24 protein-coding genes are annotated in these 26,634 nt (G+C 64.3%); 13 read left to right on the forward strand and 11 right to left on the reverse strand.

Annotation, left to right across the window (positions count from 1 at the left end; genetic code table 11):
- Positions 1-35: 35 nt before the first annotated feature.
- From ABNX08_RS18530 to ABNX08_RS18540, 3 genes are all read right to left on the reverse strand, one after another.
- Positions 36-1,730: a sulfatase-like hydrolase/transferase gene (locus ABNX08_RS18530; RefSeq protein WP_041681599.1), complete on the reverse strand. Its 1,695-nt coding sequence runs from the start codon at positions 1,728-1,730 to the stop codon at positions 36-38.
- 149 nt (positions 1,731-1,879) lie between these two features.
- The gene (locus tag ABNX08_RS18535; protein WP_349607144.1) at positions 1,880-2,980 is read right to left on the reverse strand and encodes an HAD family hydrolase; all 1,101 of its coding nucleotides are present in this window, start codon (positions 2,978-2,980) and stop codon (positions 1,880-1,882) included.
- A 38-nt stretch (positions 2,981-3,018) separates the two neighbouring features.
- Positions 3,019-4,275, reverse strand: a complete 1,257-nt coding sequence (locus tag ABNX08_RS18540) for a formylglycine-generating enzyme family protein (RefSeq protein WP_349607145.1) — start codon at positions 4,273-4,275, stop codon at positions 3,019-3,021.
- Positions 4,276-4,580: 305 nt separating this feature from the next.
- Between ABNX08_RS18540 and ABNX08_RS18545 the strand changes: the two genes are divergently transcribed.
- From ABNX08_RS18545 to ABNX08_RS18590, 10 genes are all read left to right on the forward strand, one after another.
- Positions 4,581-5,573: a tripartite tricarboxylate transporter substrate binding protein gene (locus ABNX08_RS18545; RefSeq protein ID WP_022536618.1), complete on the forward strand. Its 993-nt coding sequence runs from the start codon at positions 4,581-4,583 to the stop codon at positions 5,571-5,573.
- A 250-nt stretch (positions 5,574-5,823) separates the two neighbouring features.
- The gene (locus ABNX08_RS18550) at positions 5,824-7,374 is read left to right on the forward strand and encodes a methyl-accepting chemotaxis protein (protein WP_349607146.1); all 1,551 of its coding nucleotides are present in this window, start codon (positions 5,824-5,826) and stop codon (positions 7,372-7,374) included.
- A 755-nt stretch (positions 7,375-8,129) separates the two neighbouring features.
- Positions 8,130-9,311, forward strand: coding sequence for a non-hydrolyzing UDP-N-acetylglucosamine 2-epimerase (gene wecB, locus ABNX08_RS18555; protein WP_349607147.1), 1,182 nt, complete (start codon positions 8,130-8,132; stop codon positions 9,309-9,311).
- 86 nt (positions 9,312-9,397) lie between these two features.
- Entirely contained in the window at positions 9,398-9,751 is a 354-nt protein-coding gene (locus tag ABNX08_RS18560) for a hypothetical protein (RefSeq protein ID WP_349607148.1), read from the forward strand.
- An 85-nt stretch (positions 9,752-9,836) separates the two neighbouring features.
- Positions 9,837-11,669, forward strand: coding sequence for a hypothetical protein (locus tag ABNX08_RS18565; RefSeq protein ID WP_349607149.1), 1,833 nt, complete (start codon positions 9,837-9,839; stop codon positions 11,667-11,669).
- A 290-nt stretch (positions 11,670-11,959) separates the two neighbouring features.
- Positions 11,960-13,348, forward strand: a complete 1,389-nt coding sequence (locus ABNX08_RS18570; RefSeq protein ID WP_349607150.1) for a glycosyltransferase family 2 protein — start codon at positions 11,960-11,962, stop codon at positions 13,346-13,348.
- Between the two features lie 2 nt (positions 13,349-13,350).
- Positions 13,351-14,430, forward strand: a complete 1,080-nt coding sequence (locus ABNX08_RS18575; protein ID WP_022536624.1) for a hypothetical protein — start codon at positions 13,351-13,353, stop codon at positions 14,428-14,430.
- A 16-nt stretch (positions 14,431-14,446) separates the two neighbouring features.
- A complete protein-coding gene (locus tag ABNX08_RS18580; protein ID WP_022536625.1) occupies positions 14,447-15,451 on the forward strand; it encodes a hypothetical protein in 1,005 nt (334 codons plus the stop codon).
- Between the two features lie 163 nt (positions 15,452-15,614).
- On the forward strand, positions 15,615-16,454 hold the full coding sequence (locus ABNX08_RS18585; RefSeq protein ID WP_022536626.1) for a YaiO family outer membrane beta-barrel protein: 840 nt from the start codon (positions 15,615-15,617) through the stop codon (positions 16,452-16,454).
- 15 nt (positions 16,455-16,469) lie between these two features.
- Positions 16,470-17,276 (forward strand): hypothetical protein, encoded by an 807-nt coding sequence (locus tag ABNX08_RS18590; RefSeq protein WP_022536627.1) that lies wholly within the window; start codon positions 16,470-16,472, stop codon positions 17,274-17,276.
- A gap of 31 nt (positions 17,277-17,307) precedes the next feature.
- On the opposite strand, the gene ABNX08_RS18595 is transcribed toward ABNX08_RS18590, so the two are convergent.
- The 7 genes from ABNX08_RS18595 to ABNX08_RS18625 all read right to left on the reverse strand — a co-directional run bounded on the left by ABNX08_RS18595 (position 17,308) and on the right by ABNX08_RS18625 (position 23,042).
- Positions 17,308-17,829 carry a DNA-binding protein gene (locus ABNX08_RS18595; protein ID WP_349607151.1) on the reverse strand — a complete coding sequence of 174 codons (522 nt, stop codon included), beginning with the start codon at positions 17,827-17,829 and terminating at the stop codon, positions 17,308-17,310.
- Positions 17,830-17,831: 2 nt separating this feature from the next.
- On the reverse strand, positions 17,832-18,116 hold the full coding sequence (locus ABNX08_RS18600; RefSeq protein ID WP_349607152.1) for a hypothetical protein: 285 nt from the start codon (positions 18,114-18,116) through the stop codon (positions 17,832-17,834).
- Between the two features lie 365 nt (positions 18,117-18,481).
- Complete coding sequence (locus tag ABNX08_RS18605; protein ID WP_349607153.1) at positions 18,482-19,327, reverse strand: enoyl-CoA hydratase/isomerase family protein; 846 nt, start codon at positions 19,325-19,327, stop codon at positions 18,482-18,484.
- Positions 19,324-20,559 (reverse strand): CoA transferase, encoded by a 1,236-nt coding sequence (locus ABNX08_RS18610; protein WP_349607154.1) that lies wholly within the window; start codon positions 20,557-20,559, stop codon positions 19,324-19,326. The genes ABNX08_RS18605 and ABNX08_RS18610 overlap by 4 nt, the downstream gene beginning before the upstream one ends.
- A 59-nt stretch (positions 20,560-20,618) precedes the next feature.
- Positions 20,619-21,584: a tripartite tricarboxylate transporter substrate binding protein gene (locus tag ABNX08_RS18615; protein WP_022536632.1), complete on the reverse strand. Its 966-nt coding sequence runs from the start codon at positions 21,582-21,584 to the stop codon at positions 20,619-20,621.
- A 63-nt stretch (positions 21,585-21,647) separates the two neighbouring features.
- Positions 21,648-22,583 carry a LysR family transcriptional regulator gene (locus ABNX08_RS18620; RefSeq protein WP_349607155.1) on the reverse strand — a complete coding sequence of 312 codons (936 nt, stop codon included), beginning with the start codon at positions 22,581-22,583 and terminating at the stop codon, positions 21,648-21,650.
- A 165-nt stretch (positions 22,584-22,748) separates the two neighbouring features.
- On the reverse strand, positions 22,749-23,042 hold the full coding sequence (locus ABNX08_RS18625) for a YciI family protein (protein WP_349607156.1): 294 nt from the start codon (positions 23,040-23,042) through the stop codon (positions 22,749-22,751).
- Positions 23,043-23,270: 228 nt separating this feature from the next.
- On the opposite strand from ABNX08_RS18625, the gene ABNX08_RS18630 reads away from it, so the two are divergent.
- Together ABNX08_RS18630 and ABNX08_RS18635 are read left to right on the forward strand one after the other, a co-directional pair.
- Positions 23,271-24,068 (forward strand): NYN domain-containing protein, encoded by a 798-nt coding sequence (locus tag ABNX08_RS18630; RefSeq protein WP_349607157.1) that lies wholly within the window; start codon positions 23,271-23,273, stop codon positions 24,066-24,068.
- A gap of 484 nt (positions 24,069-24,552) precedes the next feature.
- Positions 24,553-24,768: a SymE family type I addiction module toxin gene (locus ABNX08_RS18635; protein ID WP_349607158.1), complete on the forward strand. Its 216-nt coding sequence runs from the start codon at positions 24,553-24,555 to the stop codon at positions 24,766-24,768.
- Positions 24,769-24,896: 128 nt separating this feature from the next.
- On the opposite strand, the gene ABNX08_RS18640 is transcribed toward ABNX08_RS18635, so the two are convergent.
- Positions 24,897-26,015 (reverse strand): sensor histidine kinase, encoded by a 1,119-nt coding sequence (locus ABNX08_RS18640; protein ID WP_349607159.1) that lies wholly within the window; start codon positions 26,013-26,015, stop codon positions 24,897-24,899.
- A 115-nt stretch (positions 26,016-26,130) separates the two neighbouring features.
- On the opposite strand from ABNX08_RS18640, the gene ABNX08_RS18645 reads away from it, so the two are divergent.
- Complete coding sequence (locus ABNX08_RS18645; protein WP_349607160.1) at positions 26,131-26,526, forward strand: response regulator; 396 nt, start codon at positions 26,131-26,133, stop codon at positions 26,524-26,526.
- Positions 26,527-26,634: the final 108 nt, after the last annotated feature.

A 26,634-nucleotide genomic window follows, 5' to 3' on the forward strand; every position in this document is an offset into this window, starting at 1 on the left:
GGCCGCCCGCACGCACTGCTGCCGGCGGTAAGCCGCTACTTGCTCTTGCCAGCCGCTCCCGCCTCCAGGCTCTTGTTCAGCGCCTCCATCATCTGGTCGATGCTGAAGCTGGCCGGGCGCTGGCTCGGCGGGTAGTCCTTGAAGGTCTGCAGGAAGGGCGCCACCCGCCATACACCGTACTGCAGCAGATAGGCGTTCTTTGCCTGCCAGTCATAGAACTGGTCGGAAACGATATCGGCGCGCTCGTATGGGTCCATGCGCAGATTGAAGATCTTCGGCGCACGCAGGCAAGTGAAGGGATTGGACCAGACCTCGAAGCCGCCCGGCTTGCGCTGCTCGCAGAAGACGATCTTGAAGTCGTTGTAGCGATACGCCACCAGCATGCCATCGTCATTGAAGTAGAAGAATTCGCTGCGTGGCCCGGTCTTGCTCTGCCCCGTCAGGTAGGGCACGAAGTTGTAGCCGTCCAGGTGCACCTTGAATGATTTGCCGCCAATGCTGGCGCCCTTGAGCAGGCGATCCTTGATATCGCCATCGCCCGCCGCGGCCAGCAATGTCGGGAACCAGTCCAGGCCCGAGATCATCGCGTTGGAAACCGTGCCGGCAGGGACGTGGCCTGGCCAGCGAATCAATGCCGGCACCCGGAAGGCACCTTCCCAGTTGGTGTCTTTCTCGCTACGGAACGGCGTGGTGGCGGCATCCGGCCAGGAGAACTGGTTGGGGCCGTTGTCGGTAGTGTAGATGACGATGGTATTGTCGGCCACCTTCAGGTCATCCAGGGTCTTGAGCAGCTTGCCGACGTGGCCGTCATGCTCGATCATGCCGTCGGCATACTCGTTGCCCGGCATGCCGCTCTGGCCCTGCATTGAGGGGCGCACGTGTGTGAACACGTGCATGCGCGTGGCATTCATCCACACGAAGAACGGCTTGTCCGCCTGCGCCTGCTTGGTCATGAAGTCGACGGCGGCCTGCGTGGTCTCGTCGTCGATCGTCTCCATGCGCTTGCGGTTCAGCGGGCCGGTGTCTTCGATCTTGCCATCGGCGAAAGTACGAAGCACCCCGCGCGGCGAGTTGGCCTTGGTGAAGTTGGTGTCATTCTTGGGGTAGTACGGACGCTCAGGCTCCTCTTCCGCGTTGAGGTGGTAGAGATTGCCGAAGAACTCGTCGAAGCCGTGCGCAGTCGGCAGGAATTCATTGCGGTCGCCCAAATGGTTCTTGCCGAACTGGGCAGTGGCATAACCCAGCGGCTTCAGTGCCTGCGCGATGGTGATGTTCTGCGCCTGCAGCCCAACCGGCGCGCCGGGAACCCCGACCTTCAGCAAGCCGGTGCGCAGCCCGACTTCACCTGTAATGAAGGTGGAGCGCCCCGCGGTACAGCTGTTTTCGCCGTAGTAGTCGGTAAACATCATGCCTTCGCGGGCAATCCGGTCGATATTCGGCGTGCGATAGCCCACCACGCCGAGGCTATAGGCGCTGATATTGGTCTGGCCGATATCGTCGCCAAAGATGACCAGGATGTTCGGCTTCTTGCCTGACGGCGTCGCTGCCACCGGCGAGGCTGCGCCGATTCCCGCCGGCGCGGGTGCCGGCATGGCCACGGGCGGGCTTTCCCGGGCAGGCTGCTGTGCCGCTGGCGGCTGGCCGGGCTGCGCCGGCTGGGCAGACTCGGCGGCCGGCGGTGCCGCCGGCGGCTTCGCCTCGTCGGCCTTCTTGCAGCCAGCGATGGTCATCGCGGCCAGGGCCAGCGCAGGGCGCTGCGCGCTCCCGACCGCCTGCTTTGTGTTTCGTTGATTCGACGCATCATCGCCTCCGAAGATCACATCAGGCGCAGCCGTACATCAGGCGCGCATGGCATGCGGTTGGCTGCGGCACGTGCCCGTCAGGGCTTGCCGGCCGGATAGACCTGCTCCCAGTCCTGCTTCATGCTCACCACGGTCCAGCCCTTCGCCCGGGCCATGTCCAGTGCCTTGTCGAGCTTGCCCACCTTGGACTGGCGGTCATAGGCGAACTCGCGCTCGGCGTCGTCGTGATGCACCAGCACGGCCATGCGCGCGCCGTCGCCGCCGGTGGTGTACTCGAGCATCTGCAGGTCACCGTCGGAATTGCCCACCGCCAGGATCGGCCGGCGGCCGATATGGCGATAGATGCCGACCGGCTTGCCGGGACCGTCATCGATAAAGTCGAGCCTGGCATCGCGCACCAGCACCGGCTTGCCGTCGCGCACCATGTAGCGCACCGCCTGCGAGGAGCCGATTACCTGCTCGGGCGGGATGCCATACACCACCTGACTCCACGGCCGCATGAAGTCGATCGTGCCGCCGGAAACGATGTAGGTCTTGAAGCCGTTATCGCGCAGGTAGTTCAGCAACTCGAGCTGCGGCTGGTAAACCAGCTCGGTAAAGGGCCGGTTGAATTTGGGATGGCGTGCCTTGGCCAGCCAGTCGCGGATGGTACGGTCGTACTCGTCCACGCTCATGCCGCTGTTGGCCTTGGCGATCAGCGCGGCGACCTGCTTCTCGTTGCGCATCAGGGCCTGCATGTCGTTGGCCATCAACGCCTTGAACGCCGGGTTGTTGCGCCACTCAGGATGCTGCGGCGCGGCGGCCCTGACCTGGTCGAGCAGGAAGAAGAACTGGAAATACAGCGGCTGTTCGCTCCACAGCGTGCCGTCGTTGTCGAACACCGCCACGCGCGCTTCAGGCGGCACGAAGGCGGGCGAGCCCGGGCGCGTCACGTCGGCGACGAACTTCAGCAGGGCCTGGCGGACGGCGCCGTCGCGCCAGGATGGCAGCGCCTGCGCGCCTGGCTGCGCCGCTTGCGGTGCAGCAGCCGGCGGCGCCTGGCTGGTGGCCGGCGCGGTGCAGCCGGCAAGCTGCAGTCCGGCCAGCGCGAGCGCGGCAGCCAGCGCGGCGATGGCCTTGCGCGGGGCTCCGATGCGCCAGGCACCGGCACCGGAAGTACGGGATGCGGGCGTGCCCATGACGGTCACTCCTAATGGTCCGTCGCGCGCGGGCGCGACTACTGCGCCGCGGCTGCCTGCGGCTGGCCGGCGTTGGCGAGCTGTGCCTGCTTCTGCAGCGCGGCCCAGCGGCTGTCGTCCATCACCAGCCGGAAGCCCAGGTGCGACATGCTGTTATAGGGATCGGTCCCGCGTCGCGCGCTGGGCCGGTAGCTGAGGCAGAAATCCTCGTTGCACAGGAACGAGCCGCCGCGCGTGACGCGCTTGGGCGCGTTGACCGGCACGCCGGGCTCGCTCGGGTCCCACGAGGCCAGCGGCCCGGTCGGGTCTTCGATCGCCTGGGCCTTGCCGGCCTCGCGCCGGAACTGGTCGGCGCGGTACCAGTCGGCCACCCATTGCCAGGCATTGCCAGTCATGTCGGCCAAGCCATAGCCGTTGGGCGGGAAGGTGCCGACCGGGCTGGTGCCGATGGCGCCGCCGGCCTTGGGGCTGACCACCGGGAATGGCTGGCTCTGCTGGCCCTGCCAGACATTGGCCATCTGCTTGTCGTCCGGCGCGAACTGGTCGCCCCAGGCGTAGGTGGCCTGCTCCAGCCCGCCGCGCGCGGCAAGCTCCCATTCGGCTTCGGTGGGCAGCCGCTTGCCAACCCACTTGGCATAGGCGAGCGCGTCTTCATACGAGACCTGCACCACCGGGTGGTTGTCCTTGCCCTCGATCGAGCTGCCGGGCCCGCCCGGATGGCGCCAGTCGGCGCCGGACACATAGCGCCACCAGCGCGAGTAATCGCGCAGCGGCACCGGCTGCGCGGTGCCGACAAAAACCATGCCGCCGGGCACCATGGCACTCGCCGGTGGGCGCGGCGTGCCGGGCGGCAGCTGGACTTTCAGGGTTTCCCATTCGGGCGGGCGCTCGGCCGTGGTTACATAGCCGGTGGCCTCGACGAACTTGCGGAACTCCGCATTGGTGACGTGGTGCTTGTCCATCCAGAACGGATGCACACGCACCTTGTGTGCCGGCTTCTCGTTGGCCTGCGCCATCTTGCTGTCGCTGCCCATCAGGAATTCGCCGCCGGGGACATGCACCATGCCGAGCGGGCCGCGCTTGCCGTCGCCTTCGGTCACAGTGGGCGCGTGGTTCGTGCGCGAATGCGCATACCACCAGCTGGCGCCCGCGCCCGCCGCCACGCCGGCGCAGGCCAGCAAGGCGATCAGCACCTTGCGCCGCAACTGCGGCGCTGCAGCAGAGGCGGGCAATGCCTGCTGCGTGCCGGGGCCGACGGTCTGCGCCCGCCGCCCGTTTCGCGTGCCATCCCCCATGGGGCTTCCTCCGCCAATGACAAAAGGTGCATCGAGCACCTGCGGCTATCGTCACAGAAAGGTTAGGGAAACGGTATTTAGATTTCTTGCCACGCGAGTTGAATTATTTCAGGACTCGCAGCCGTCCCGCGTCGTCCTCTCCGGGTAAATACCGGCCGCCGGCTCGTCCATCCCGCCGATGTGCGGGCGTTGCGGCCGCCCGTACGCTGCGCGAAGCCGTCGCCGCTGCCAGACAGCAGCGCGCCATGCACCGCCCGCCATGCGGATGGGCCGTCCACAGGACGCCAATACCAGGAGGAAACACGATGCAATCTGACCGACGCAAAGCCCTGCAGTTGCTGGGCGCAGGTTCCCTCGCCGCCGCCGCTCCGACGCTCTGGCTCGGCCAAGCACGGGCCCAGTCAACCTATCCTGCGCGGCCGGTGCGGCTCGTGGTGCCCTACCCGCCCGGCGGAGCCACCGATGTGCTGGCGCGCACCCTTGGCGATCCGCTCGGAAAACTCTGGCAGCGCCCCGTGATCGTGGAGAACCGGCCTGGGGTGGGTGGCATGATCGGCGCGGACGCGGTCGCCAAGGCGCAGCCCGACGGCTACACGCTGCTGCTGGCGCTGCCCAGCCTGGTGCAGACGCCCTATATGGTGGCCAAGCCTCCGTTCGATCCGCTGCGCGACCTCGCCACCATCAGCCAGCTGTGCACGACCCACCTCGTGCTGGCCGCCAACGGCGCCATGCCGCGCACGCTGCCGGAGGTGGTCGCGCTGGCAAGGTCCCAGCCCGAAAAATATTCCTATGGCACCTACGGCATCGGCACCGGCGCCCATCTCTATATGCTGGTCTTCTGCAAGGCTGCGGGCGCCGCGCTCGTCCATGTTCCATACAAAGGCGAGGCCCCGATCGCCAACGACCTGATCGGCGGCCAGATCTCGATGGGAACGCTGTCGCCGATGACGGTGCGACAGCACGCGCGCAGCGGCAAGATCGTGCCGCTGGCTGTCACCGGCAATAGCCGCGCCCCGATGCTGCCGGATGTGCCAACGTTCCTGGAGCTCGGCTACAAAGGGCTGGACGGCCCCGCATGGATGGGCCTGTTCACCACGGCTGGCACGCCCCCGGCCATCGTCGCGAAGATTTCGGCAGACGTCGAAACAGTGATGGCCGCGCCCGAGATCCGGCAGCGCATGGCCGACCTGGGGTTGATCGTCAAAACGTCGCGGCCGGCGGCGTTTGCGGCAGTGGCGAAGGCAGACCAGGCGTACTGGGGCGGCGTGATCAAGGAGTACAATATCCGGCTGGATTGAGCGGATACGCAGCAAGGCCGCGCCGGGCGGCCGCGCATCGTAGCGCGTCGCCGCGGGCCCGAACATCACTCAATTGCAGCAATTTGTGTAGGGTGTTGCGCCGGCCCGCCACGCGCAAACATGACCCGGCCGAATCGATATAATCAGCCGCACAGAACAATAGAACAATAGAACAAAAGAACAAAAGAACAGAACAATAAGAACGCCGGACGGGGATGCTGCGTCTTCTCGATTTACGCTGCGAGGGAATATGACCAGCACTGACCATGCCCTGTCCGGACGCCTGTCCGCGACCGTCCCTGCCCGCCGTGCCGCGGGCGTTTCATTTGCATCGCCGGCCGCGCCGCTGCTGAAGGGGGTCTACAGGCGCTCAGACCAGTTGATGACGGCGGTGCTGTGGATCCTGTGCATGCTGTCGCTGATCGTCGGCAACCATTACGGATCGCTGGACCTGACGCTCACCGTCGGCCTGCCGATGGCGCTGCTCGGCACGCTGATGGCCATCACCCTCTCGGCCCACATGGCCACGCGACTGACGATGGGGGTCTTGCTGATGGCCTTTGCCGCCCTGCTGATCCACCAGGCGCGCGGGCAGACCGAGTTCCACTTCCTGGTGTTCGTGTCGCTGTCGCTGCTGCTGGCCTACCGCGACTTCCGCGTGATCCTGCTGGCGGCGGCGGTAATCGCGGTGCAGCACCTGAGCTTCAACTTCTTCCAGCAGTGGGGTTGGAATGCGATCTGCTTCACCCATCCCAGCTTCAACATGGTGCTGTTCCATGCCGCCTTCGTAGTGGCGCAGACCGGCGTGCTGTGTGCGATCGCCTGGCGGCTGGAGCGCGACGCACGCTCCACCGACGAACTCAGCGCGCTGGCCGCGGGCATCGAGCGCGAACCCGGTTACCTGACGCTGCGCGCCGACGGGCACGAGCCCGACAGCGACTTCGCCCGCGCCTTCCGCAAGACGCTCGACACCGTGCGCCAGACGCTGCTGCAGGTGCGCCACGCCGCCGCCAGCGTGGCCGATGCCGCCGGCAATATCCTGGACACCAGCGCCACCGTCGCGCGTCGCACCGAAGACCAGGCACGCACCGTCGAGCACACCATGCAGGACATGCGCACGCTGACGCAAACCGTCCGCGCAAGCGCCGACCAGGCGCGCGGCGCCTGCGAGCTGGCCGAGGCGTCGAGCGCCGTGGTCGCGCGCGGCAGCGGCGAAATCCTGTCGGTCATCCGCACCATGGGCGAAATCAACGATGCCTGCGAGAAGATCACCGAGATCATCGGCGTGATCGACAGCATCGCCTTCCAGACCAACATCCTGGCCCTCAACGCGGCGGTGGAAGCAGCACGTGCGGGGGAGCATGGCAAGGGCTTCGCGGTGGTGGCCGGCGAAGTCCGGCAGCTGGCGCATCGGTGCGGCGCGGCGGCCAAGGAGATCCGGGAGCTGATCAGCACCTCGGTCGAACGCGCGCGCACCGGCGCGGAGCTGGTCGGCCATACCGGGCAGACGATGAACGAGGTGGTGGCCAGCATCGGCAAGCTCGCGACGCTTGTGGAAGAGCTGGCAACGCTGGGAGACAGCCAGCGCAGCGGCATCGAGGGCATGGCCCGACGCGTGGCGGAAATCCAGGAAGCGTTTCGGGAGAATGCGGCGGTGGTGGCCGGCGCGGCCGAGGCGGCGCGGGCGCAGCGGGGCCAGACGGAGGGGTTGAGCCGGGCGGTGGGAGTGTTCCGGTTGGATAGCCACGGAGGGGCGAGGTCGACGCGGGGCCTCTTCACCCTTTTTTCGCACCTTTTTTGACATAAGTGTCAGAGGGCCGCTGCTGTGCATACAACACCCCATCTAGGCATTTATATCGTTGTTGTTAGTTATTTTTAATACTGATATGCATTAAGTTTCATTCTTGCAACCGCTTGGCCAGCCCGCCTCTTTCATCCTGACCACCGATGGCCTCAGCCAAAAGACTGAGTTGCGGTCACCCCTGCACATGGACCGCCCGATGTCTATCCACACTTTGTCCTAGAATAACAGCCTGATCCGGTACCTTTGGGGCACTCCCCTCATACCGCCTCTGTTCTGTCCCCGATATCGCCTTCTGCAAGTCCGGAACAGGCCCGATGCATTCCTGACGAGGCCCCGGATACCCGACATAGCCCGATATGGATGGCGCGCGCTGCAAGCCGGCGCCTGCAATGCCACCTTTCAATGCGGCCATCTGCTGTGCAGTGCGGCATTGCGCACGCTTCGATATTGACATCACGATTTCCCCGCCAGTCCAAGTAACAACGCTGCAACCGCACATACGGCGGCGGCCGGTGCCCAGCCTTGTCGGCGACTAAGAATTCACAATGAATTCAACGAACTAGAAACCGCTGGCACAACCATCGCTCTCTTATGACGCGGCGTGCATATCGCGACATAACGAAACTGTGATCCCGGGCGGCAGGCATCCGCGGCGCCTCTCCTGCGGCAAGCGTAGGACGGGCGATCTGACAGGCAGATCGTCCGCCGACGCACCGGCGAGACTCCCTTTGCAGGACAAGAGAGAGACCGACATGCCGAAGAAAGTCCTCGCTGTATTCGGGACCCGTCCCGAGGCCATCAAGATGGCACCGCTGATTCACCGGCTGCGGGAATCCAGCAATTTCGAGTTGCGGGTCTGCGTCACCGGACAGCACCGGCAGATGCTGGACCAGGTACTTCGGCTCTTCGAGATCGTGCCGGACTTTGACCTCAACGTGATCAGCCAGGGGCAGAGCCTGTCCGACATCACGACGCGCGTGCTGTCAGGCGTGCACACGGTGCTGGACCGCTTCCTGCCTGAAGCCTTGCTGGTCCACGGCGACACCACCACCACGCTGGCCGCCACGCTCGCGGCCTTCTACCGCAACGTCGCGATCGGGCATGTTGAAGCGGGACTGCGCACCGGCAATCTCAGCGCCCCCTGGCCGGAAGAAATGAACCGGCGCGTGACCGATGTGATGGCGTCCTGGCATTTCGCGCCAACGCTACAGGCACAGGAAACGCTGCTGCGCGAAGGCGTCGATCCGGTACGCATCAGCCTGACCGGCAACACCGGCATCGACGCGCTGCTGCAAGTCAAGGCCCGGCTGGACGCCGATGCCGAAATGCGGTGCCGGCTGGCGAGCCAGTACCCCTTCCTGGACGAGACGCGGCGGATGGTGCTGGTGACCGGACACCGGCGCGAGAACTTCGGTACACCTTTCGAACGCCTGTTCACCGCGCTGCGCACGCTGGCGGACCGCAATGCGGATATCCAGATCGTCTATCCGGTGCATCTGAACCCGTGCGTGCAGGGCCCCGTGCAGGCGATCCTGAGCGGGCACCCGAACATCCACCTGATCGATCCCCAGGACTACCTGCCGTTCGTGTTCCTGATGTCGCGCGCCTACCTGATCGTCACCGACTCAGGTGGCATCCAGGAGGAGGCGCCGGCCTTGGGCAAGCCGGTGCTGGTGACGCGGGAAACCACCGAGCGGCCGGAAGCCGTGGCCGCCGGTACCGCACGGCTGGTCGGCACCGACCCTGCTCGCCTCATCGCCGCCGCGGAGCAGTTGCTGAACGACCCCGAGGAATACGCCTGCATGTCGCGCGCGCACAACCCGTTCGGCGACGGCCGCGCCAGCGAACGCATCGTCTTTGCGCTGCAGGCGGCGTCCCCGGAGGCGTATCGGGAATGTGGCGAGTCGGCCGATGCCGGCGTCGTCAGTCTGTAGCGAAAGACAAGGTTCAGAAAAATCAGCGGCCCAGCGCACCAGTACCCAGGCCCGGCCTGGCCGCTTCAAGCAAGAGGAGCAAGTCAATGAAGCGCTCACGTATGACACGGTTTGCGGCAGCGGCAACAGCGGTGCTCTTCACCGCCTCTCTTGCCTCGGCGCCCGCCCATGCCGCACTGACCCAGGATGCCGCCGCGGTGGCGGCCGAGACCCCGCTCTATCTCCCGGCGAGTCCGGCGGATCCCGGCGGGTTGCTGGGCTATGACCACAGCTTCCAGATCGACTTTGCGTACGAGGCGGAGAAGGGCAAGAACAAGGCAGCCCTCAAGGCCCTCAAGGATGAGCTGAAGGCGAAGAAGCCCAGGAAGCTCAAGGCCGGAGCCAAGGTGAAGGCGGGCACATACACGCTCGCGCCGGCGCCTGGAGCCGAACCGGACTGACCGGCTCTGCATGCTCGCGTACGTCGATGTGCCGCGGCGTTTTGCACACCGAGGCAACTTGTAGTCATCGCGCTGGGAGAAGACCGTGCTCTACCAATCCTACTCACTGCTGCGGCGAAGCAGCGTCCTGGTGCTCCAGCTATGCCTGGCACTGGTGCTCGCTTTGCCGGCAATCTCGCACGCCGCCACCAACCAGATCGCACTGCTGGTGCCGGACGGCTTCTCCCTTCCCGATCCGCGCGTGTCGGCCTGGCTCGATGGGGCCGAGGAAGAAGGCCTGAAGATGACCGTCATCACCGACAGCCAGTTCCAGCAAGGCACGACCCCGGCGCAATTCCCAGCCGTAATTCTGCCGGACCAGGTGCACGTGAACGCCAGCGATGCGTTGATCGCGGCGCTGGAGACTTACACCAGCCAGGGCGGCAAGCTGATGCTGGTCTACGACTTCGGCGCGCTGACCTCTACCGGCTTCTACGCGCCGCAAAAGAGCCGGCTCAGCAACCTTGCCGGCGTCGACTACGTGCTCTATGACCAGTTGCTCGGCAACATGATCGGCGTCGGGCCAATCACCGCGCTGGGCACCACGCTAAGGACGCTGCAGGTGCCGCCGGGCAAGTCGATGGTGTGGGACGCGAGCACGACCCCTCCCATCGAAGGGATCTCGGGCTACGTCTATGGCTTCCTGATCTATCCGAGCTTCGTCACGCAGGGCACCTATACCGGCTCCGCGCTGATCACGTCTCCGAACTTCGGGCTGGTGGCAGGGCTGCGCAACTTCGGCTCAGGCAGCGTGCTGTTCGTCAACCTGCCGCTCGCCTACCTGAAGGGACAGACCGACGGCATGCTGATGCACGGCTTCCTGCGCTACTTCGGCGGCAACCTGTTGAAGACGGCGCGGCTTTCGGCGCAGCCCAAGGCGCGCGGCGGGCTGGTGCTGAACTGGCACTTCTGCGCCGGCGACCAGATCGAGCCCGCGGTGGAGATGAATACCTGGGGCACCTTCGACGAGAACAATAGCCCGTTCTCCATTTCCGTGACTGCGGGCCCTGACCAGATCAACTTCGGCGACGCCCAGGGCATCAACCTGTCGCAAAACACTGCGGCAAAGAATTTGATGCTGTCCCTGCAATCGAAGGGGCACAAGATCGGCAGTCATGGCGGATGGATCCACGACTACTGGGGTGACAACGCCAGCGAGACCAACCAGCCCACCTTCGAACAGTACGTGATGCTGAACAAGCAGAGCGTGGAAGGCGCGACCGGAAGCGCCGCGGTCGAGTACGCCGCGCCGCAAGGCAATACGCCGCAGTGGTCGGTCAACTGGCTCGAAGCCAACGGCAACACCGGTTACTACTTCGTTGGCCATACCGGGATGGCGCCGACGCGCAGCTATCGCGAGGGTGTGCTGTCGAACGACACCATCCGCGCCTTCCCGGTGATGCCGTTCGGGCAGTACGCGACGTTCGAGGAGTTCGAGGAATTTAACGTGCCCGTGGCCGACATCAACACCTGGTACCGGCAGCTCATCGATTTCGTGGCGAAGAACCGCACCAGCCGGCTGATCTACATGCACCCGGCGGGCGCTATCCAATACCCGAAGACGCTCAACGTCATCTTCAACAAGGCCGACAACGTGAAGGCAAACGGACTGTTCAACTGGTACACGATGGACACGCTGGCGAAGTTCGGCCAGCGGCGCCAGCAGACCGTCTGGCAGGCCACCGACAACGGCAACTCGTGGTCGTTCCAGGCCACCCATCCGACAGACATGACCGACATCGCCTGGGTGCTGCCGCGCACGGCATACACGCAACCGGTGGTGACGCAGGGACTCGGCCAGGTGACATGGGACACCAACAACTGGATCGTGACTTCGCTGGGAGGCACCTCGCTGGCCTTCGTCGCCGGCAAGAAGTAAAGCGCAGGGACTCACCGCGGCCCGCCCCGGGGGCGGGCGCGCGGCAATAACACCCTGCGATGAAAGAACAATGAGGAGGGTCGTCGAGCATGCGTGCGACGTATCGCGTAGTGCTTTCACTGAGCGGGCTGCTCGTTCTTGCCACGCCCGCCCCCGAAACAGAAGCCACGGAAATTCCCGGGCGGGGGGAGGCCTTCGCCCGGGGAACGCCAGAAGCCGTCCCTAAACCGCTGCCCAAGCTCATGGCCCATGCTGCCGCCGCACCGCCAGGCGCAACGGTGGAACTGGCAATGACGTCGCCGGACACGCTGGAAGAGAACGCGCGCATGGAGCCGGCAATGCGTCCGCCAGCGTGGACCAAGCCACCGGCGCTCGATCCACCGGCGCTCCAGCCGCCGCCGGAGCGGGCAGACGCGCAGGCGATCGTGCCCCCGCTGACGGTCATGCTGCTGCTGATCGTCGGCCTGGTGATCTTCTATGCCGTGCGCCACTACATGTTCACGCTGAACCGGCTGTTCGGCAGGCAGCGCCATCCCTACCTGGACATCGACGTCGCGGACTGGCCAAGCCTGACCGTGCTGGTCGCCGCGCACAACGAAGAGGCCGTGATCGCCGGCTCGCTGATATGCCTGCTGCACGCGGACTATCCCGTCGACCGGCTCACCATCATGCCCGTCAACGACCGCTCCTGCGACCGCACCCGCGAGATCATCGACGACCTCGTGCAGCAGTACCCGGGGCGCATCACACCGTTCCACCGCACCGGCGGCAAGCCCGGCAAGGCGGCCGCGCTCAAGGATGCGAGCGATGCCGTCGCCAGCGACATCATCGTCGTCTTCGATGCCGACTACCTGCCCCCGGTGGGCCTGCTCAAGCAACTGGTGGCACCCTTCTTCGATCCCGAGGTGGGCGCGACCATGGGCCGCGTAGTGCCGATGAACGCGGGCAGCAACCTGCTCACGCGGCTGCTCGACCTGGAACGCTCGGGCGGCTACCAGGTCGACCAGCAGGCCCGCATGAACCTGGACCTGGTGCCGCAGTACGGCGGCACCGTCGGCGGCGTCAGGATGCGGGCGTTGCACAGCGCCGGCGGCTGGCACGACGACGTGCTGGCCGAAGACACCGACCTGACCTACCGGCTCCTGCTGGCCAACTGGAAGACGGTCTACCAGAACTGGTCGGAGTGCTATGAAGAGGTGCCCGAGACCTGGCCCGTGCGGGTGCGCCAGATCATGCGCTGGACCAAGGGCCACAACCAGGCGCTCTATCGGCACGGCTGGAAGATGGCGGTCTGCCGCAACCACGGGCTGTTGGAGAAGATCGACGGCGTGGCGCTGCTCGGCATCTACATGATGGCGCCGCTGATGCTGTTCGGCTGGCTGCTGGCGATCCTGCTGTTCTATGCCGGCGGCCTGCCGCTGTTCGGTGAAGCGGTGATCCTGTTCGCGCTGATGTCGTACGGGACGCTGGGCAACTTTGCCGCCTTCTTCGAGATTGCCGCCGCAGTGTACCTGGACGGCAGCCGCGAACGCATCCGCCTGCTGCCGCTGAACTATTTCGGCTTCCTGGTCAGCATGCTGACCGTGTCGCGCGCCATCCTCAGCCAGGTCGCCTTCGATTACCTGCTCCGCCGCGAACTGCGGTGGGACAAGACCACGCGTTATCGCCAGAGGAGCTGAACATGTGGCCCCTGCTGCTTGGCATCCTCACCATGCTGGTCTTCGGGTTGCCGCTGGTGCCGGCGGTGCTTGAATGGCGGCGCCGGTGCGACGTCCGGCCGCTGGCGATCGATAGCGAACACACGCTGGATGTCGCGGCCGTGGCCGCGGTCTTTCGATCGATGGTCGAGCGGCAGGACGAGAAGTCCGGCCTGCGTGGCGTGGCGCACCCGGTCAGCGCCTTGCGGCCTGTGGTCCACGTGACGGGCACATTCATGCCGACGGCGGCAGAAGCGTTCATCGGCGTCTGTGCGCGCACCATCGTCGCGAGCGGCTCACTGGTGCTTCCGGACAGCTATACGTTTTCCCGGGACATCTACGGCCGGCGCGGTATCGCCACGGGCCGGAGGAATCGCATGCAGGTGCTGCTGTCCGAAGGCGAGATCCTGATGCGCAGCGGCAGCGAACTGCAGCGCTGGGCGCACGCGCGCAGTGTCCATGTCGAGCCGCGGTGCCGCTTGCTCGGACCGCTCTCTGCCCTCTACTCAATTCGTCTCGAAGACGACTGCGAATTTACCTCGGTCAGCGCCGCGGTGATCGGGTTCGGGGCGCGTCATCTTGCCGCGCCGCCCGACATGGACGCCACCGCCCCGCCCGGGGGAGACTGGGCGCATGCCGTGCTGAATCCCCCCGAAGCCTCGCACGGCCGCTGGCTGGTAACGCACGATCTGACGTTTCCCGCCAGCACCCTGTATCGCGGCGACCTTGTCGTGCATGGCGACTTGTGGATCGGCTCCGGCGCGCGCATTATCGGCAGCATCAAGGCAAGCGGCTGCATCTGGTTGGGCTCGCGGGTGCGCATCGACGGTGCACTGATCGCAGGGGGCGCCATTTCCGTGGCCCGCGAGTGCGTCATCGCCGGGCCGGTGGCTTCCGAGCGCGAGATCGATGTCGGGGCGCGCAGCACGATCGGCGCCGCGAACAAGCGCACCACGGTGGTGGCGCCGGTGCTCCACGTGCGGGTTGGCACGGTAGTTTATGGCACGGCATGCGCCCCGGAGGATGGAAGGGTCGTATCCGATAGTCACGTAGCCAAACCATGACTCGCCCTTACCCACCATGAAAACACTGCTCGCGCTGCTCCTGATCCTTGCCACATACGTCCACCAGCCGGCGGGCGCCGCCGAGCTCACGCTGACCGACTACCAGCGTCCCGACGGGGCGATCACGACCTACTTCGCTGGCGACTCGATCGATCCTTATTTTGCGGCCAAGGCACTGCTGGCCGCACAAGACGCGGGCATGACCACCAGAGCCGCCGCCACCCGCTGGATCGCATGGCTGCTGCCGCGCCAGCACGCCGACGGCCGCTTCGACCGCTACTGCATGAAAGGCCAGCGCTTCGTGACCTGCCAGGAGGCTGACGCCGACGACGCGCTGATGGCGGCCTGGATGGAACTGCTGGTCCGCAGCGCGCCGCCCAAGGGCATGCCGCCGGCGTGGCAGGCCAGCTTCGACAAGGCCAGCCGGTACCTGGACACCCTGCGCGACGCTCGCTCCGGCGTCTACTACATCTCGGCCAAGCTCCCGGTGGCCCTGCTGATGGACAACGTGGAAGTCTCAAGCGCCTTCAAGGCTGCCAGCCACTATCGCCAGCGCCACGGAGACGCCGTAGGCGCCGCCGGCTGGAGGCGCAAGGCCGAACAGCTCGACAAGGACATCCTGCGCGTATTCTGGCGCCCCAACCAGGGCTATCTGGTCAGTACCCAGCCTCGCGAGCAGTTCGAGTTCTATCCCGACGCCGTGGCGCAGATCTTCCCCATTCTGGGCGATATCCAGCCCGCGAACCGGCCCCATGCCGTCGCTTACCAGTCATGGATGAATGAGAACCGCTGGGCCTGGTTGCAGATGTCCGAAGTCGATTTCCCCTGGGGGCTGGTCGCCCTGGTCGCCGACAAGATGGGAGACAAGGACGCCATCGCGTGCTGGCGCCTGCGTTCCATCCAGTTCCGGCATGGCAAGCACTGGAATGTCTTGGAGGAGGCACTGTACCTGGCGTTCGAGTCGCGGCTGAGTCCCGAGCAGGCGATTGCGCCGCCTGCGCCAGGCTTGCGGTGTCGCTGATTTGCACCACATCGGGCTAAGACATGCGAAACGCGTCACCACCGAGCGAGCCATTATCGACTGATCGCCGCGAAGCAGTGTATGGTTCAACAGCAGCATGCGGGCCGGAGGGTCCTGACGGGCCCCTCCGGGCGACATCGACCAGAAGATCGACAGGATACGCATGGCGAAGCTCTCGGATACCAGAACCCACGGCGCTCGTGCCCTGCCCCTGCTGGGCATGCTGGCACTGCTTGCCGCCACCGATGTCCGCGCCCAGGCAGAAGCTACCCCGCCAAGGACGTTCGCGCCCTTGCTCACGGGTTTCGTGGAAGGCGGCCTCGGCCACGCCAACCTCACCGGCGACAATGCCAACTGGAACGACCAGTACCTGCGAGGCGGGGTCAACTTCACCCCGAAGGATTACGTGACCGGCGAAATCAGCCACCAGAGCCACTTCGGCGACCAGGGCACGTTCTTCGGGCTGGGCTACACCCGCACCTTCGACGAGAACTGGTACGGCTTCCTGAGCGCCGGCACCAGCGCGGGCGGCTTCTTCCTGCCCGAGGTCCGGGTCGACGGCCTGCTGTTCCGCAAGCTGCTAGAGAAGAAGAACCTGGTCGTGAGCGCCGGCTTCACCTACTACCGCGCCAAGGAGGTCTATACCGACAAGACCTTGCTGCTGGGCCTGACCTACTATTTCGACGCCCCCTGGATCATCCAGCTCGGCGCGCGTCTCAACCGCAGCGATCCGGGCAATGTCCGCTCCAATCGCGGCATAGTCGCCGTGACCTACGGCCGCGACAAAGACCAGTTCATCACCCTGAAATACGACGGTGGCAGCGAAGCCTACCAGCTCACCGGCGAGCAGGCCCTGCTGAGCGACTTCAACAGCCATGAAGTCTCGCTGACCTGGCGCAAATGGTTCACCAAGCGCTACGGCATCAACCTGCGCGCCATTTACTACGACAACCCCTCCTACACGCGCAAGCAAGCGGAAATCGGGGTCTTCGCGGAGTTCTAGCCCGGAGTTCTAGCCATGACGCACCCCACCGGACACACTGTTGCCACACGCGACCAGAGCGACGCCCTTGGCCTGACCGTCCTGTGCCTGGCCCGGCATCGTTCGCTGGACCACCTGACCCTGTCCGTCCCCGCGATCGCGGGAATCCTGCTGGTGCCGGTGGCGTTCAATGTGGCCGAATGGATGCTGCGCGACCGTATCAGCGGGGTGTGGGCGGGGGTGCTGCGCTTCTGGATCGACAAGCTCGGCATCGAGGGCAGCGTCAGTGAGCAATTGACGCGGGTGGCGTGGTTCGACTTCAACCTGCCCTACACCACTGTCGTTGCCCCGGCGCCAGACGTGCTGACCTGGTGCATAACGCTGATCGGCACGCTTGCCGTTTGCCTGATGACGTTTCGGATACGGGACCAGTACCTGCCGCTGCGGTATTTCCTGCTGTTCGCCGTGTTCATCCAGGCCACGGCGCTTCTGTTCTTCGCGGTCGCGCCGCAGAGCTTTCCGTACTCGGCCAGCAGATACGTGGACAACGGCGTGAAGACCTGCGCCAGCTTCTTGTTCCTGTTGCCGTGGGGGCATGCGCTGGTCTACTACATCTTTGACTTCTCGTGGCCGAAGAAGATATTTCTGACACTGCTCACGCTTGTGTTTGTCGTGATCGCGGTGCCGATGCAACTGGCGTTGCACGTTTATCTGATGGTGTCCTGTTCGTTGTTGCAGATGCCACTGCTGTCGTTTGTGTTCGGGCCGACGATGCTGGTGTTTGGGTGTATTGCGTTGTATGGGTGGGCGATGAGTTGGGAGAGGGTTGAGCGAAAGGTGTAGAAGCCGAAGGCGTCGCCTTGGTACGTTGCCCTTATGCCAGGAGCGCGCGCAACTCACGCTTCATTGCAGGAACTGCCAGGCTCGCGCTCTTCGCGAGATTCACCTGCATGGCCATCGCCGCCACCTCAATGAGCCTGGGATCGATCTCGTAGTCCCGCTGCTGCAGCCACACCAGCACATCCCGCAAGTGCCAAAGGACGCTGCTGCCTTCGTGCACAGGCGGCGGGAAGGATTCGGGATAGCCGAGCATCAGCTTGCGCATGTTCTGGCGGGACATGCCGACGATGTCGGCGATGTCTGTCAGGCCCACGAGATCGGGGGCGGCTTCGATCAGGATGGCGGAAGGCATTGCACGCCTGGCGTCGGCCAGGGCGCTCAGGACGGCGGCGTTGGCAGACTCGGCTTCGCGGTTGAAGGCCAGCGCAATCCTACCTGTCAGCCCTGTACCAGCGGTTGCGTCCTCACATCCTGCTTCGTACAGGCGTTCTACCAGCGTGTCGGGGTCGTTGTCGTCTGGCGACAGTTGGTATTTGAGGATGAAGGCGTAATCCATGGCTATTCCCTGGTCTGCAATTTGAGCAGCGTTGTCTCTTCGTACGAATGCGAGCAGTTGTCCACGATCCGCCTGATTGCGTTGGCATGGTTGGCCGGACGCTTTGGCGTGCTCCAGATGCTGGAGATACAGAACTCGCCGCAGCGGCATCCCTTGTCGTTGCGAGGGCAGTAGATACGGCCCCACGCATGTCCGTTACCCTTCGCCTTCTCGACGCGCCAGCCTTGCAGTTCGGCATGTCTTAGTGCTGCTTCGACCTCCTTCTTGGGGTGCTTGGCACGGACCATTCGTATCTCCGAGGCTAGAGGGGCAACGAGTGGTTGTCAAGCGACAACCACTAAACAAGCAAATTCCGAGGGGATCGGAGAATTGTCGTTGCATGGGGCTCGGGCGGGCTTGAGAGGAGTCTGCAATCGGCGGCCGTATCAGCCATCAAGCCAAGTGGACGGCATGGGCGGGGGCCTGCGACACGTAGGATGCCTGCACCCCTTCGTCGCGTGGTGGCCAGACAGACCACGCGGAAATATGTGCGGGTGGTATGAGGTGGTGGTGCGGTAGTGCGTCAATCTGTCGGTGATTGCTGACAGAAGAGGTTTTGCTTTGCCATAACTGGCCCGGCGGAAACCATCTTCACGCCGGGCATGCCCTACATTTAACTGCCCTTCCATTCCGGCGAGCGCCGGCTCACGAACGCGTCTACCCCTTCGCGGAAGTCGCTGCTCCCGTAGCACAACCGCACCAGGTCATCCGTATCGGCCACCGCCTCCACGGTCTGGCGCCGCAACGCCTCCTTGACCACCGTCTGCGTAACAGGCGCCAACGCGGCGAGCCGGTCGCATAGTGCAGCGACCTCGCCCTCCAGCGCCTCGGCACCAAAAACACCTTCCACGAAACCGCAGGCCAGCGCGGCGTCGGCATCCAGGATCTGCGCCAGCAGCAGCATGCGCCGCACCGGCTGCAGCCCCCAGGCCGCGCGCAGCTTGGCGAGGTTCAGCGCCGACAGCGTGTTGCCCAGCGTGCGCGCGATCGGCACGCCGAAGCGGGCCTTGGGGGTGGCCACACGGAAGTCGCAGGCAGTGGCGATGGCCAGGCCGCCGCCCACCGCCCAGCCCTCGATGACCGCCACAGTAGGTATCGGCAGCTGTTCGACAAGGCGGATGCCCTCGTCGATGCGCGCTTCGTAGGCAACCCCGTCGTCCCCGTTCGAGAATTGCTGGAACTGTGCGATGTCGGTGCCCGCGACAAAGGCTTCGCCGCCCGCGCCGCGCAGCACCACCACGCGCACGCGCGCACTGCCGTCAGCGGCGAGCGTGCGGCAGTGCGTGGCGAGTTGTTCGTACATTGCCCATGTCATCGCATTACGCGCGGCCGGACGATCGAACGTCAGCGTCGCGACCTGCCCCTGCACCGTCAGCGTGACCTGACCGTCGCCGCCCGGACCGGCTTCGCGCTGGCTCGCCGCTGGTTGACCGCCTCCCGGCGGCAGCGCGGCGTTCATGCGCCGAACGCGCCGGCCGCGGCCAGCGACTGCTGTTCATCCTTCGACAGCCCCAGCTCGGCCAGGACTTCTTCTGTATGCTGGCCAAGCAGCGGCGGCGGACGACGTACCTGCTGCGGCGTGCCGCCCATCTTCACCGCGAAGCCGATATTGGGCACCTTGCCCTCGATCGGATGGTCGATCTCGATGCGCATCTGGCGGTGCCGGCCATGCTCGCTGTCGAAGGCCTGCGGGTAGGTCAGGATCGGGCCGGCCGGGATGCCGACTTCGAGCAGCTGCTCGATCCATGAGTCGGCGCTCTGCTTGGCGAAGGTCTCCTCCAGCGCTGCGATCAGTGCCGGCCGGTTGGCCAGCCGCAGCGCCACGGTGGCAAAGCGCTCATCCGCGAGCAGGTCGGGCCGGTCGAGCGTATTGCACAGCAGCTGCCACAGCTTCTGGTTGGTGGCCCCCATGACAAAGTAGCCGTCGCCGGCCTTCATCGCCTGGTAGGGCGCGCTCATGCGGTTGGCCGTGCCCAGCGGCTCGGGCTCGCGGCCCGTGCCCCAGTACTCGCAGGTGTCCCACACCGAGAACGCCAGCGCGGAGTCGAACAGCGACGCATCCACGTACTGCCCCTTCCCCGTCTCCTTGGCACCGATGTACGCGGCCAGCATGCCGTAGGTCGCGAACAGCGCGCAGCCGATATCGGCCACCGGCACGCCCGCCTTCACCGGCGGGCCGCCCGGGTAGCCGGTGACGCTCATCACGCCCGACATGGCCTGCGCCATCAGGTCGAAGCCGGGCCGCCCGGCCCACGGTCCAGTCTGGCCAAAGCCCGAGATGCTGACGTAGACCAGCTTCGGATTGATCTTGGCGAGCGTCTCGTAGTCGATCCCCAGACGCTTCATCACGCCAGGACGATAGTTCTCCACCAGAATGTCGGCCGATTCCGCCAGGCGATACAGCACCTGCCGCCCGGAATCGGTCTTCAGGTCCAGCGTGACGCTGCGCTTGTTGCGGTTCATGTTGAGGAAGCCCATGCTGTCCGAGCCCTTCATCTTGAACCCCATCGAGCCGCGCGTCTGGTCGCCGCCGTCGGGCGGTTCGATCTTGATCACGTCGGCGCCGAGGTCGGCCAGCAGCATGCAGGCATAGGGCCCGGCCATGACCTGACTGACGTCGAGCACGCGCACGCCGGCCAGCGGCAGATTGGATGCAGGCGCTTGCGCGCGGGAATCGGTGAAATCAGTCATCAGTTGCTTCCTGGAAAACTCGATATAGCGGCGTGCATGGGCGCGACGGCTCCTGGCCATCAGCTTTCAGCTTTCACGCCGGCGTCCTTCACGACCTTGGCCCACTTGGTGGACTCGGACGCGATGAAGGCGCCGAACTGCTGGCTCGAGCCGCCGGAGTCCTCGGCGCCGAAGCTCTTGAGCCGCTCGGCAACGTCGGGCATGGCCAGCACGCGGTTGACGTCAGCATTCATGCGCTGCACCAGCGCCGGCGGCATGCCCTTCGGGCCCACCAGGCCGTACCACGACGCCGCGTCCAGGCCGGGGAAGCCGGACTCCGCCAGCGTCGGCACATTGGGGTGGCTGGCCGCGCGCTTCAGCCGGGTCTGCGCGATCGCGATCACCTTGCCTTGCTGGATAAAGGGGGTGGCGGCGGTCATGGTGTCGAAGGCATAGTCGATCTGGCCGCCGATCAGGTCCGCCACCAGCGGACCCGAGCCCTTGTAAGGCACGTGCACCACATCGAGCTTGGCCTGCAGGCGGAACATCTCCAGCGCCAGGTGCTGTGCCGAGCCGATACCGGACGAACCGAAGGAAATCTTTCCAGGCTTCTGGCGGCATAGCGCCACGATGTCCGAAACGCTGCGCACCTTCTGTTCCGGACGGCAGGTCAGCATGTTGGGCGTGACACCCACCATCGAAATCGGCGTGAAGTCAGTGCGCGGGTCGTACTTGACGTCCAGCAGCGCCGGGGCGATCGCATGGCTGTTGACATGCGCCATCAGCAGCGTGGTGCCGTCAGGCGGCTGCTTGGCGACGTAGGCGGCGGCGATCGCGCCGGTCGCGCCGGGCTTGTTTTCCACCAGTACGCTGGTGTTCCACATCACGCCCAGCTTCTGCCCGATCACCCGCGCCAGCACGTCAGTGCCACCGCCGGGGGCAAAGCCCACCACGATGCGTACCGGGCCGGCCATATCCGCAGCGCGCACGAGGCCGGGCATCGCCAGTCCGGCTGTTGCCGCCAGAATAAATTGTCTGCGCTGCATTGCGTGTCTCCGAGCTAGTAGTTATGGAGCCATCATCCGCAATGCGCCCGCCGCGGGCTATCGCTATTTGGGGGATTCAGGTTTCGCGTTTTGCGCAAGCACCTCCAGCGCGCTGAGCGCCGCCGAGGAAAGTGCGCCATGGGGCCGGTGGCAGAGCACGAATTGTCGTTCTGCCCATGGCTCGGCAATGGGCAACCGGACGAAGCGGCTACCTGCTGCCACCTCGCGCGCAATCGCCTCTGGCATCACGCCGCCGCCCAGGTTCTGCGCGACCAGCGCGGCGATGCTGTCGAAGCCGCCCACGCGCATGCGCATATGCAGCACGCGGCCGGCTTCCTCGGCCAGACGCTCCAGCCCGATCGAGATTGCCGAGCTTTCGCCGAGCACGATCAGGTCGCAGTCCAGTACGTCTTCCGACGTGACCTTGCGGCGCCGGGCCAGGGGATGGCCGCGCGCCACCACCAGTACCAGGCGGTCGGTCCGGTAGGGCCCGGTCGGCAGATCGACCACGCCCAGGCTGCCTTCGTAGATGCCGATGTCCACCGTGCCGCGGCGCAGGGATTGCTGGACTTCCAGGCTGTTCATTTCCTGCAGGTCGATGCGGACGCCGGGGCAGGCAGTGGTGCAGCGTTGGATGTCGAAGGGGAGGAACTGGATGACAGCGGACTTCGGAGCGGCTACGCGGACTACGCCAAGGTCGCCGCCGACGAAGGAGGCGGCGTCGTCCTGCATGCGCTGGACCGTGTGGGTGATGCCGCGGGCGTGGGCCAGCAGGGCGCGGCCGGCTTCGGTCAGGGCCATGCCGTGGGGGAGGCGTTCGAACAGGGAGACGCCGAGTTGGGATTCCAGTTCGAGGATGCGGCGGGAGGCGGCGGCTGGGGCCAGGTGGAGGCGTTCGGCGCCGCGGGTGATGCTGCCCTGGTCGGAGACTGCGATGAAAAGCTGGATGGTGGTCAGGTCGAAATGCAGACGCGGGGTGCGTGGAGCCGAGGATGTCACGATGGGCCGTGCTTAGGTAGGCGGGCTACCGATGAGGGAAGTGGAAACCGTTTCGAGCGCCTTGGAATGCGGTGCACTGGGCCGTCTGATTTTCCCCTCATCGAGCTGGGTCGGCAACTGCGGATTTCCCGCGTCCGCGAATTTCACCCTCCCAATCGGGAAAGCTCAGATAGTCACCGGCTTGTCGAAGGCACGGTGCCAGCTGTGAATTTCCACGCTTTCGCGAAGGCCTTCGATCCAGAAAGGATCCGATTGAAGCAAGATTTCGACTTCCGAGCGATCGGATGCCTGGACGATCCACAGGCCGCCAACCGGGTCGGCCTCCGCCATTTCGCGCAATGAGCCGGCGATCAGAATCGCGTCGCTGTGCCTGGCGATCCAATCGAGGTGGGCCTGCAAATGAGCACTGCGCAGGTCGAGTTGACCGGGCTTGTCGTGGAAGCGGACGGCGAAAAGCATAAGGTTTTCCAATATTCGTCGAGATCAGTGCCTCGACAGAAATCTGCAACCGCGAAGAAGTCAGCGCTTCGGCCATATAGCGTATCAGCTGATCACTATGCCCGCATGGCGCAGAGGAGACCCACGGCCGAGCGAGACAAAATCATCCGACAAATTCGCCAGACCCTCAAATGGATTCACATTTGCCATTATGACGACATTACATTTCGTCACTCGATGAGCAAATAGATGAGTGCACCAGTCCCAGCTGCCGAATCCCGTATTGCCGTACTTGTCGACTGCGATAACACGACACCGGACATTCTGGAATACGCCCTCCGAGTCGTTGCCCAGTTTGGACGCGTTGTTCTCCGTCGTGGTTATGGCAATCAGAACACGCTGGGCAAGACGTGGCAGGAAGCGCTAGTTCGACTGGCATTTACGCCGTGCCTTCAGTATCAATACGCGGCCGGCAAGAACACCGCCGACATCGCGTTGGCGCTGGATGCGCTGGAGGCAATGTTCGACCACCGGGCTGACAAATTCTGCCTGGTAACCAGCGACTCTGATTTTTCCTATCTCTGCCGCAAGCTCCGTGAGCGTGGCGCGACGGTCTGCATCGTTGGCGAGTCAAAAACGCCGGAAGCGCTTCGCAATGCCAGCGACCAGTTTTTCGAGTGGAGGCCGGCCGCCACGGCGGCTACCGAGACTGCCGCCGGTGCGCCCGCGCACACGAAGCCGGACGTGCCAAAGCAGCCTGCAATCAAGCGGCGGCCCCGGTTCGTGGTGGAAGCCATCAGCTTGCTTGCGAGCAACACATCTGAAGGCCGCGTGCATCTCAGCGCGCTAGGACAGTACCTCAAGCGTACCGACCCCAGCTTTTCCCCTGCCAGTTACGGGCATTCAGGTCTGGTGGACATGCTGAAGACGTACGACCTTCTCGCTCTGAAAAGAGAGGCAGGTGGTCACTACACGGTAGAATTGGCTGAAATGAGATTGACCGACGCAAACGCCAGTGCCACGACTTCGTTAGCAATAGGCAGTTAGGAGCTCCCTTCGGCGCATTGTGCCTTGCTCTCACTGGCCAACGGCCGACCGGCCCCTGACCTGGCGCCGCGGGGAGATACTCCATGAGTGGGATGGACACCACAGGGTGAAAGGTGACAGATCTATTTCTGATCCCGAATTAGATCTGCCCTTTTTTCTCTCTCTCCCTGACGTTGCGCATGACTGCCCAAATGCCTGGCGCATGGAGGCCACTGGCTGTCGCGATAGTACGTCCACTTATCGGTGGTCGCTGGCGGAAGAGTTGTTGCTTAGCCTAGTCAATGGTGCTGAACACACCTCTTACAGCGACTCAGCCACGCTCGCCAGCCCGTGGTTCTTTGCGCCCATAGCTCTCGCTATGGCCGGGTAACGCGCAGTCATACAAGACCCGCAAGGGGAACACTGCGGGCCGTCTGTGAGCGGTGTTCAAGTACCTGGCCGCCCTATGAACGGGGGCGATTCCGCATTCTCACAGGAGTTGGCTATGGCAAAGCTATCGGCTCGCGCACAGGTGCGCACTCTCAAGACGGGGCGTACTTCTTATCCGGTTGCTTCAGGTGGAAGCAACAACTTTACTGGGCTACGGGCAATCCCGTGGATTCGATTGCGGGGTGTTTGGCTGGAGAAAGCTGGCTTCAGCGTTGGGCAATTGCTGAAGGTTAAGGTACAGGACAAGAAGGTTGTAATTTCAGTAGAGTGAAGCGAACGGCCAAGTCGGTGGCGACCAACGGACGCCCCCTATCGACCCGAAGCGGCCAACGGCGTCCAGCGGAAGCGGACAGCCGTACCGCAGACTGGCAGCGATCTGCGCGTACCACACAATGCGCGCTATTTGCCACGAGGCAGATTTACAGAGAACACCGTTTCTGTTGCGTCGGATCGCGCATCGATTTCGCCCCCGTGTGCCTTGGCAATCTCGCGCGCGATATACAGTCCGAGCCCCAGACTGTTGTCGGTATTTGTGCCTTGATGGTTCGGGCCGCGCTGGAGTGGATTAAAAATGAGGTCGAGGGTCGACCGCTCAATGGCGGTGCCGGTATTCCTCACTTCCAGTAGGACTTCCGCGCCCTCGTCGGTCACTGTCACACATACAGGCGCGTCTGAAGCTCCGTACTTGATCGCATTTAGTACCAGATTGCCCAACAACTGCTGGAGACGCGGGCCATCCCAGACACCCATGCAGTCACCGACCACGTCCAGATCAATCTGATGGTCCGGGTGTACTACCCGCAACTGGTCCAGCGTATCGGCAAACAACTGGGCCAGATCGATATCGGTTGGCGCGATATTGATACCCAAACCGAGCCTGGCTCGATTGAAATCAACCATATCGTCCAGCAGCGCCTGCATGCGAGCGCCGCTTCTGATCAAGCGGGACGCGGCTTCCGACACTTTTTCGCCGGCGTTCAGCGCCGCCAGATACGACGCTGTAATCTGGATGGTCTGGAGCGGACTGCGCATGTCATGCCCCAACATTCCGAGGAACAGATTACGGGCCAAGTCTACCTGCATGCTGAAAAAGTCTACCGATTCGGCGATTGCCTGATCGATGGCCTCGTTGAAACGGATCATGTCATCCTCGTGATGACTGTCGGGCGCGCACTCGTCCAGCCACAGTCGGAGTACGCTCGCGCGCAGGGCACGGTATTCGGCAACCATCTGGTTGATATCAAAGCCGCTTCGCGCGCGCAGAAGGGCGTGCATCTGGGCGGCTGTCTCTGGAGCTCCAGCCAGTATGGGCGCCTGCCCCGTGGACTTTTCAAATTGTTCCTTCCTGCTTTGGGAAGTAGACAGATCCTTTGCCACAGCCACCAGAATCTGCTGCGCATGGTCCCGTAAGGCCAGCGATCTCATATCTGCCGCTGCTGGCAACTGGGTGCGGGCGAAGTCCTCCCATCGCAACAGAATCGCATCCATATGGTCGAGGATAAAGTCGGCTAATCGCATGTCTGCTCTCGAAGGACGGGAAATGCGTTGCATAACGCATTTTTGCGGTGAGCAAAATTGCTACCTCATTTTGTCGGGTACATCAATTGCTTATGATAGGAAATTGGAGAACCTCATGCCTACCCGAAACGCGGTGTGCCTGCTAATCGCGGACGACGACCCGAATGCGTTGGCAGCATACGAGTTGTTTTTCGACGCGCATGGTTACGCAACCCGGACAACAGGAGACGGCGCGGACGCGCTCGCGGAATACTATGCGTGGCGTCCGGGCGCTGTTGTTCTCGACATTCAGATGCCCGGTTTGGACGGGCACGCGGTGGCCAGGGAGATCCGGCGTCTACAATTCGTGCCGGCTCCATTGCTGGTGGCGATTACCGCTCTGGCATCGCCTTCCGAGCACGCCGAATCAATCAGATCCGGATTCGATCATCATTTTGTAAAGCCTGCCGATCTGCCGGCCGTCCTCGCTGCGATAGAGGCCTACGTAGGCCCTGGCGCCACGGATGATTAATGACAATCGGCTCCGCGGTCTATGACCGCTTTCCGGCGCGCTAATGACTGGCCGTTCATGGCCGATAGCAGCCATTTCGCCATTTTTGAGTCGTAGCCAAAAGAAATG

The sequence above is a fragment of the Cupriavidus sp. DF5525 genome (assembly GCF_040149425.2).
In the GTDB taxonomy this organism is placed as follows: Bacteria; Pseudomonadota; Gammaproteobacteria; order Burkholderiales; family Burkholderiaceae; genus Cupriavidus; species Cupriavidus pickettii_A.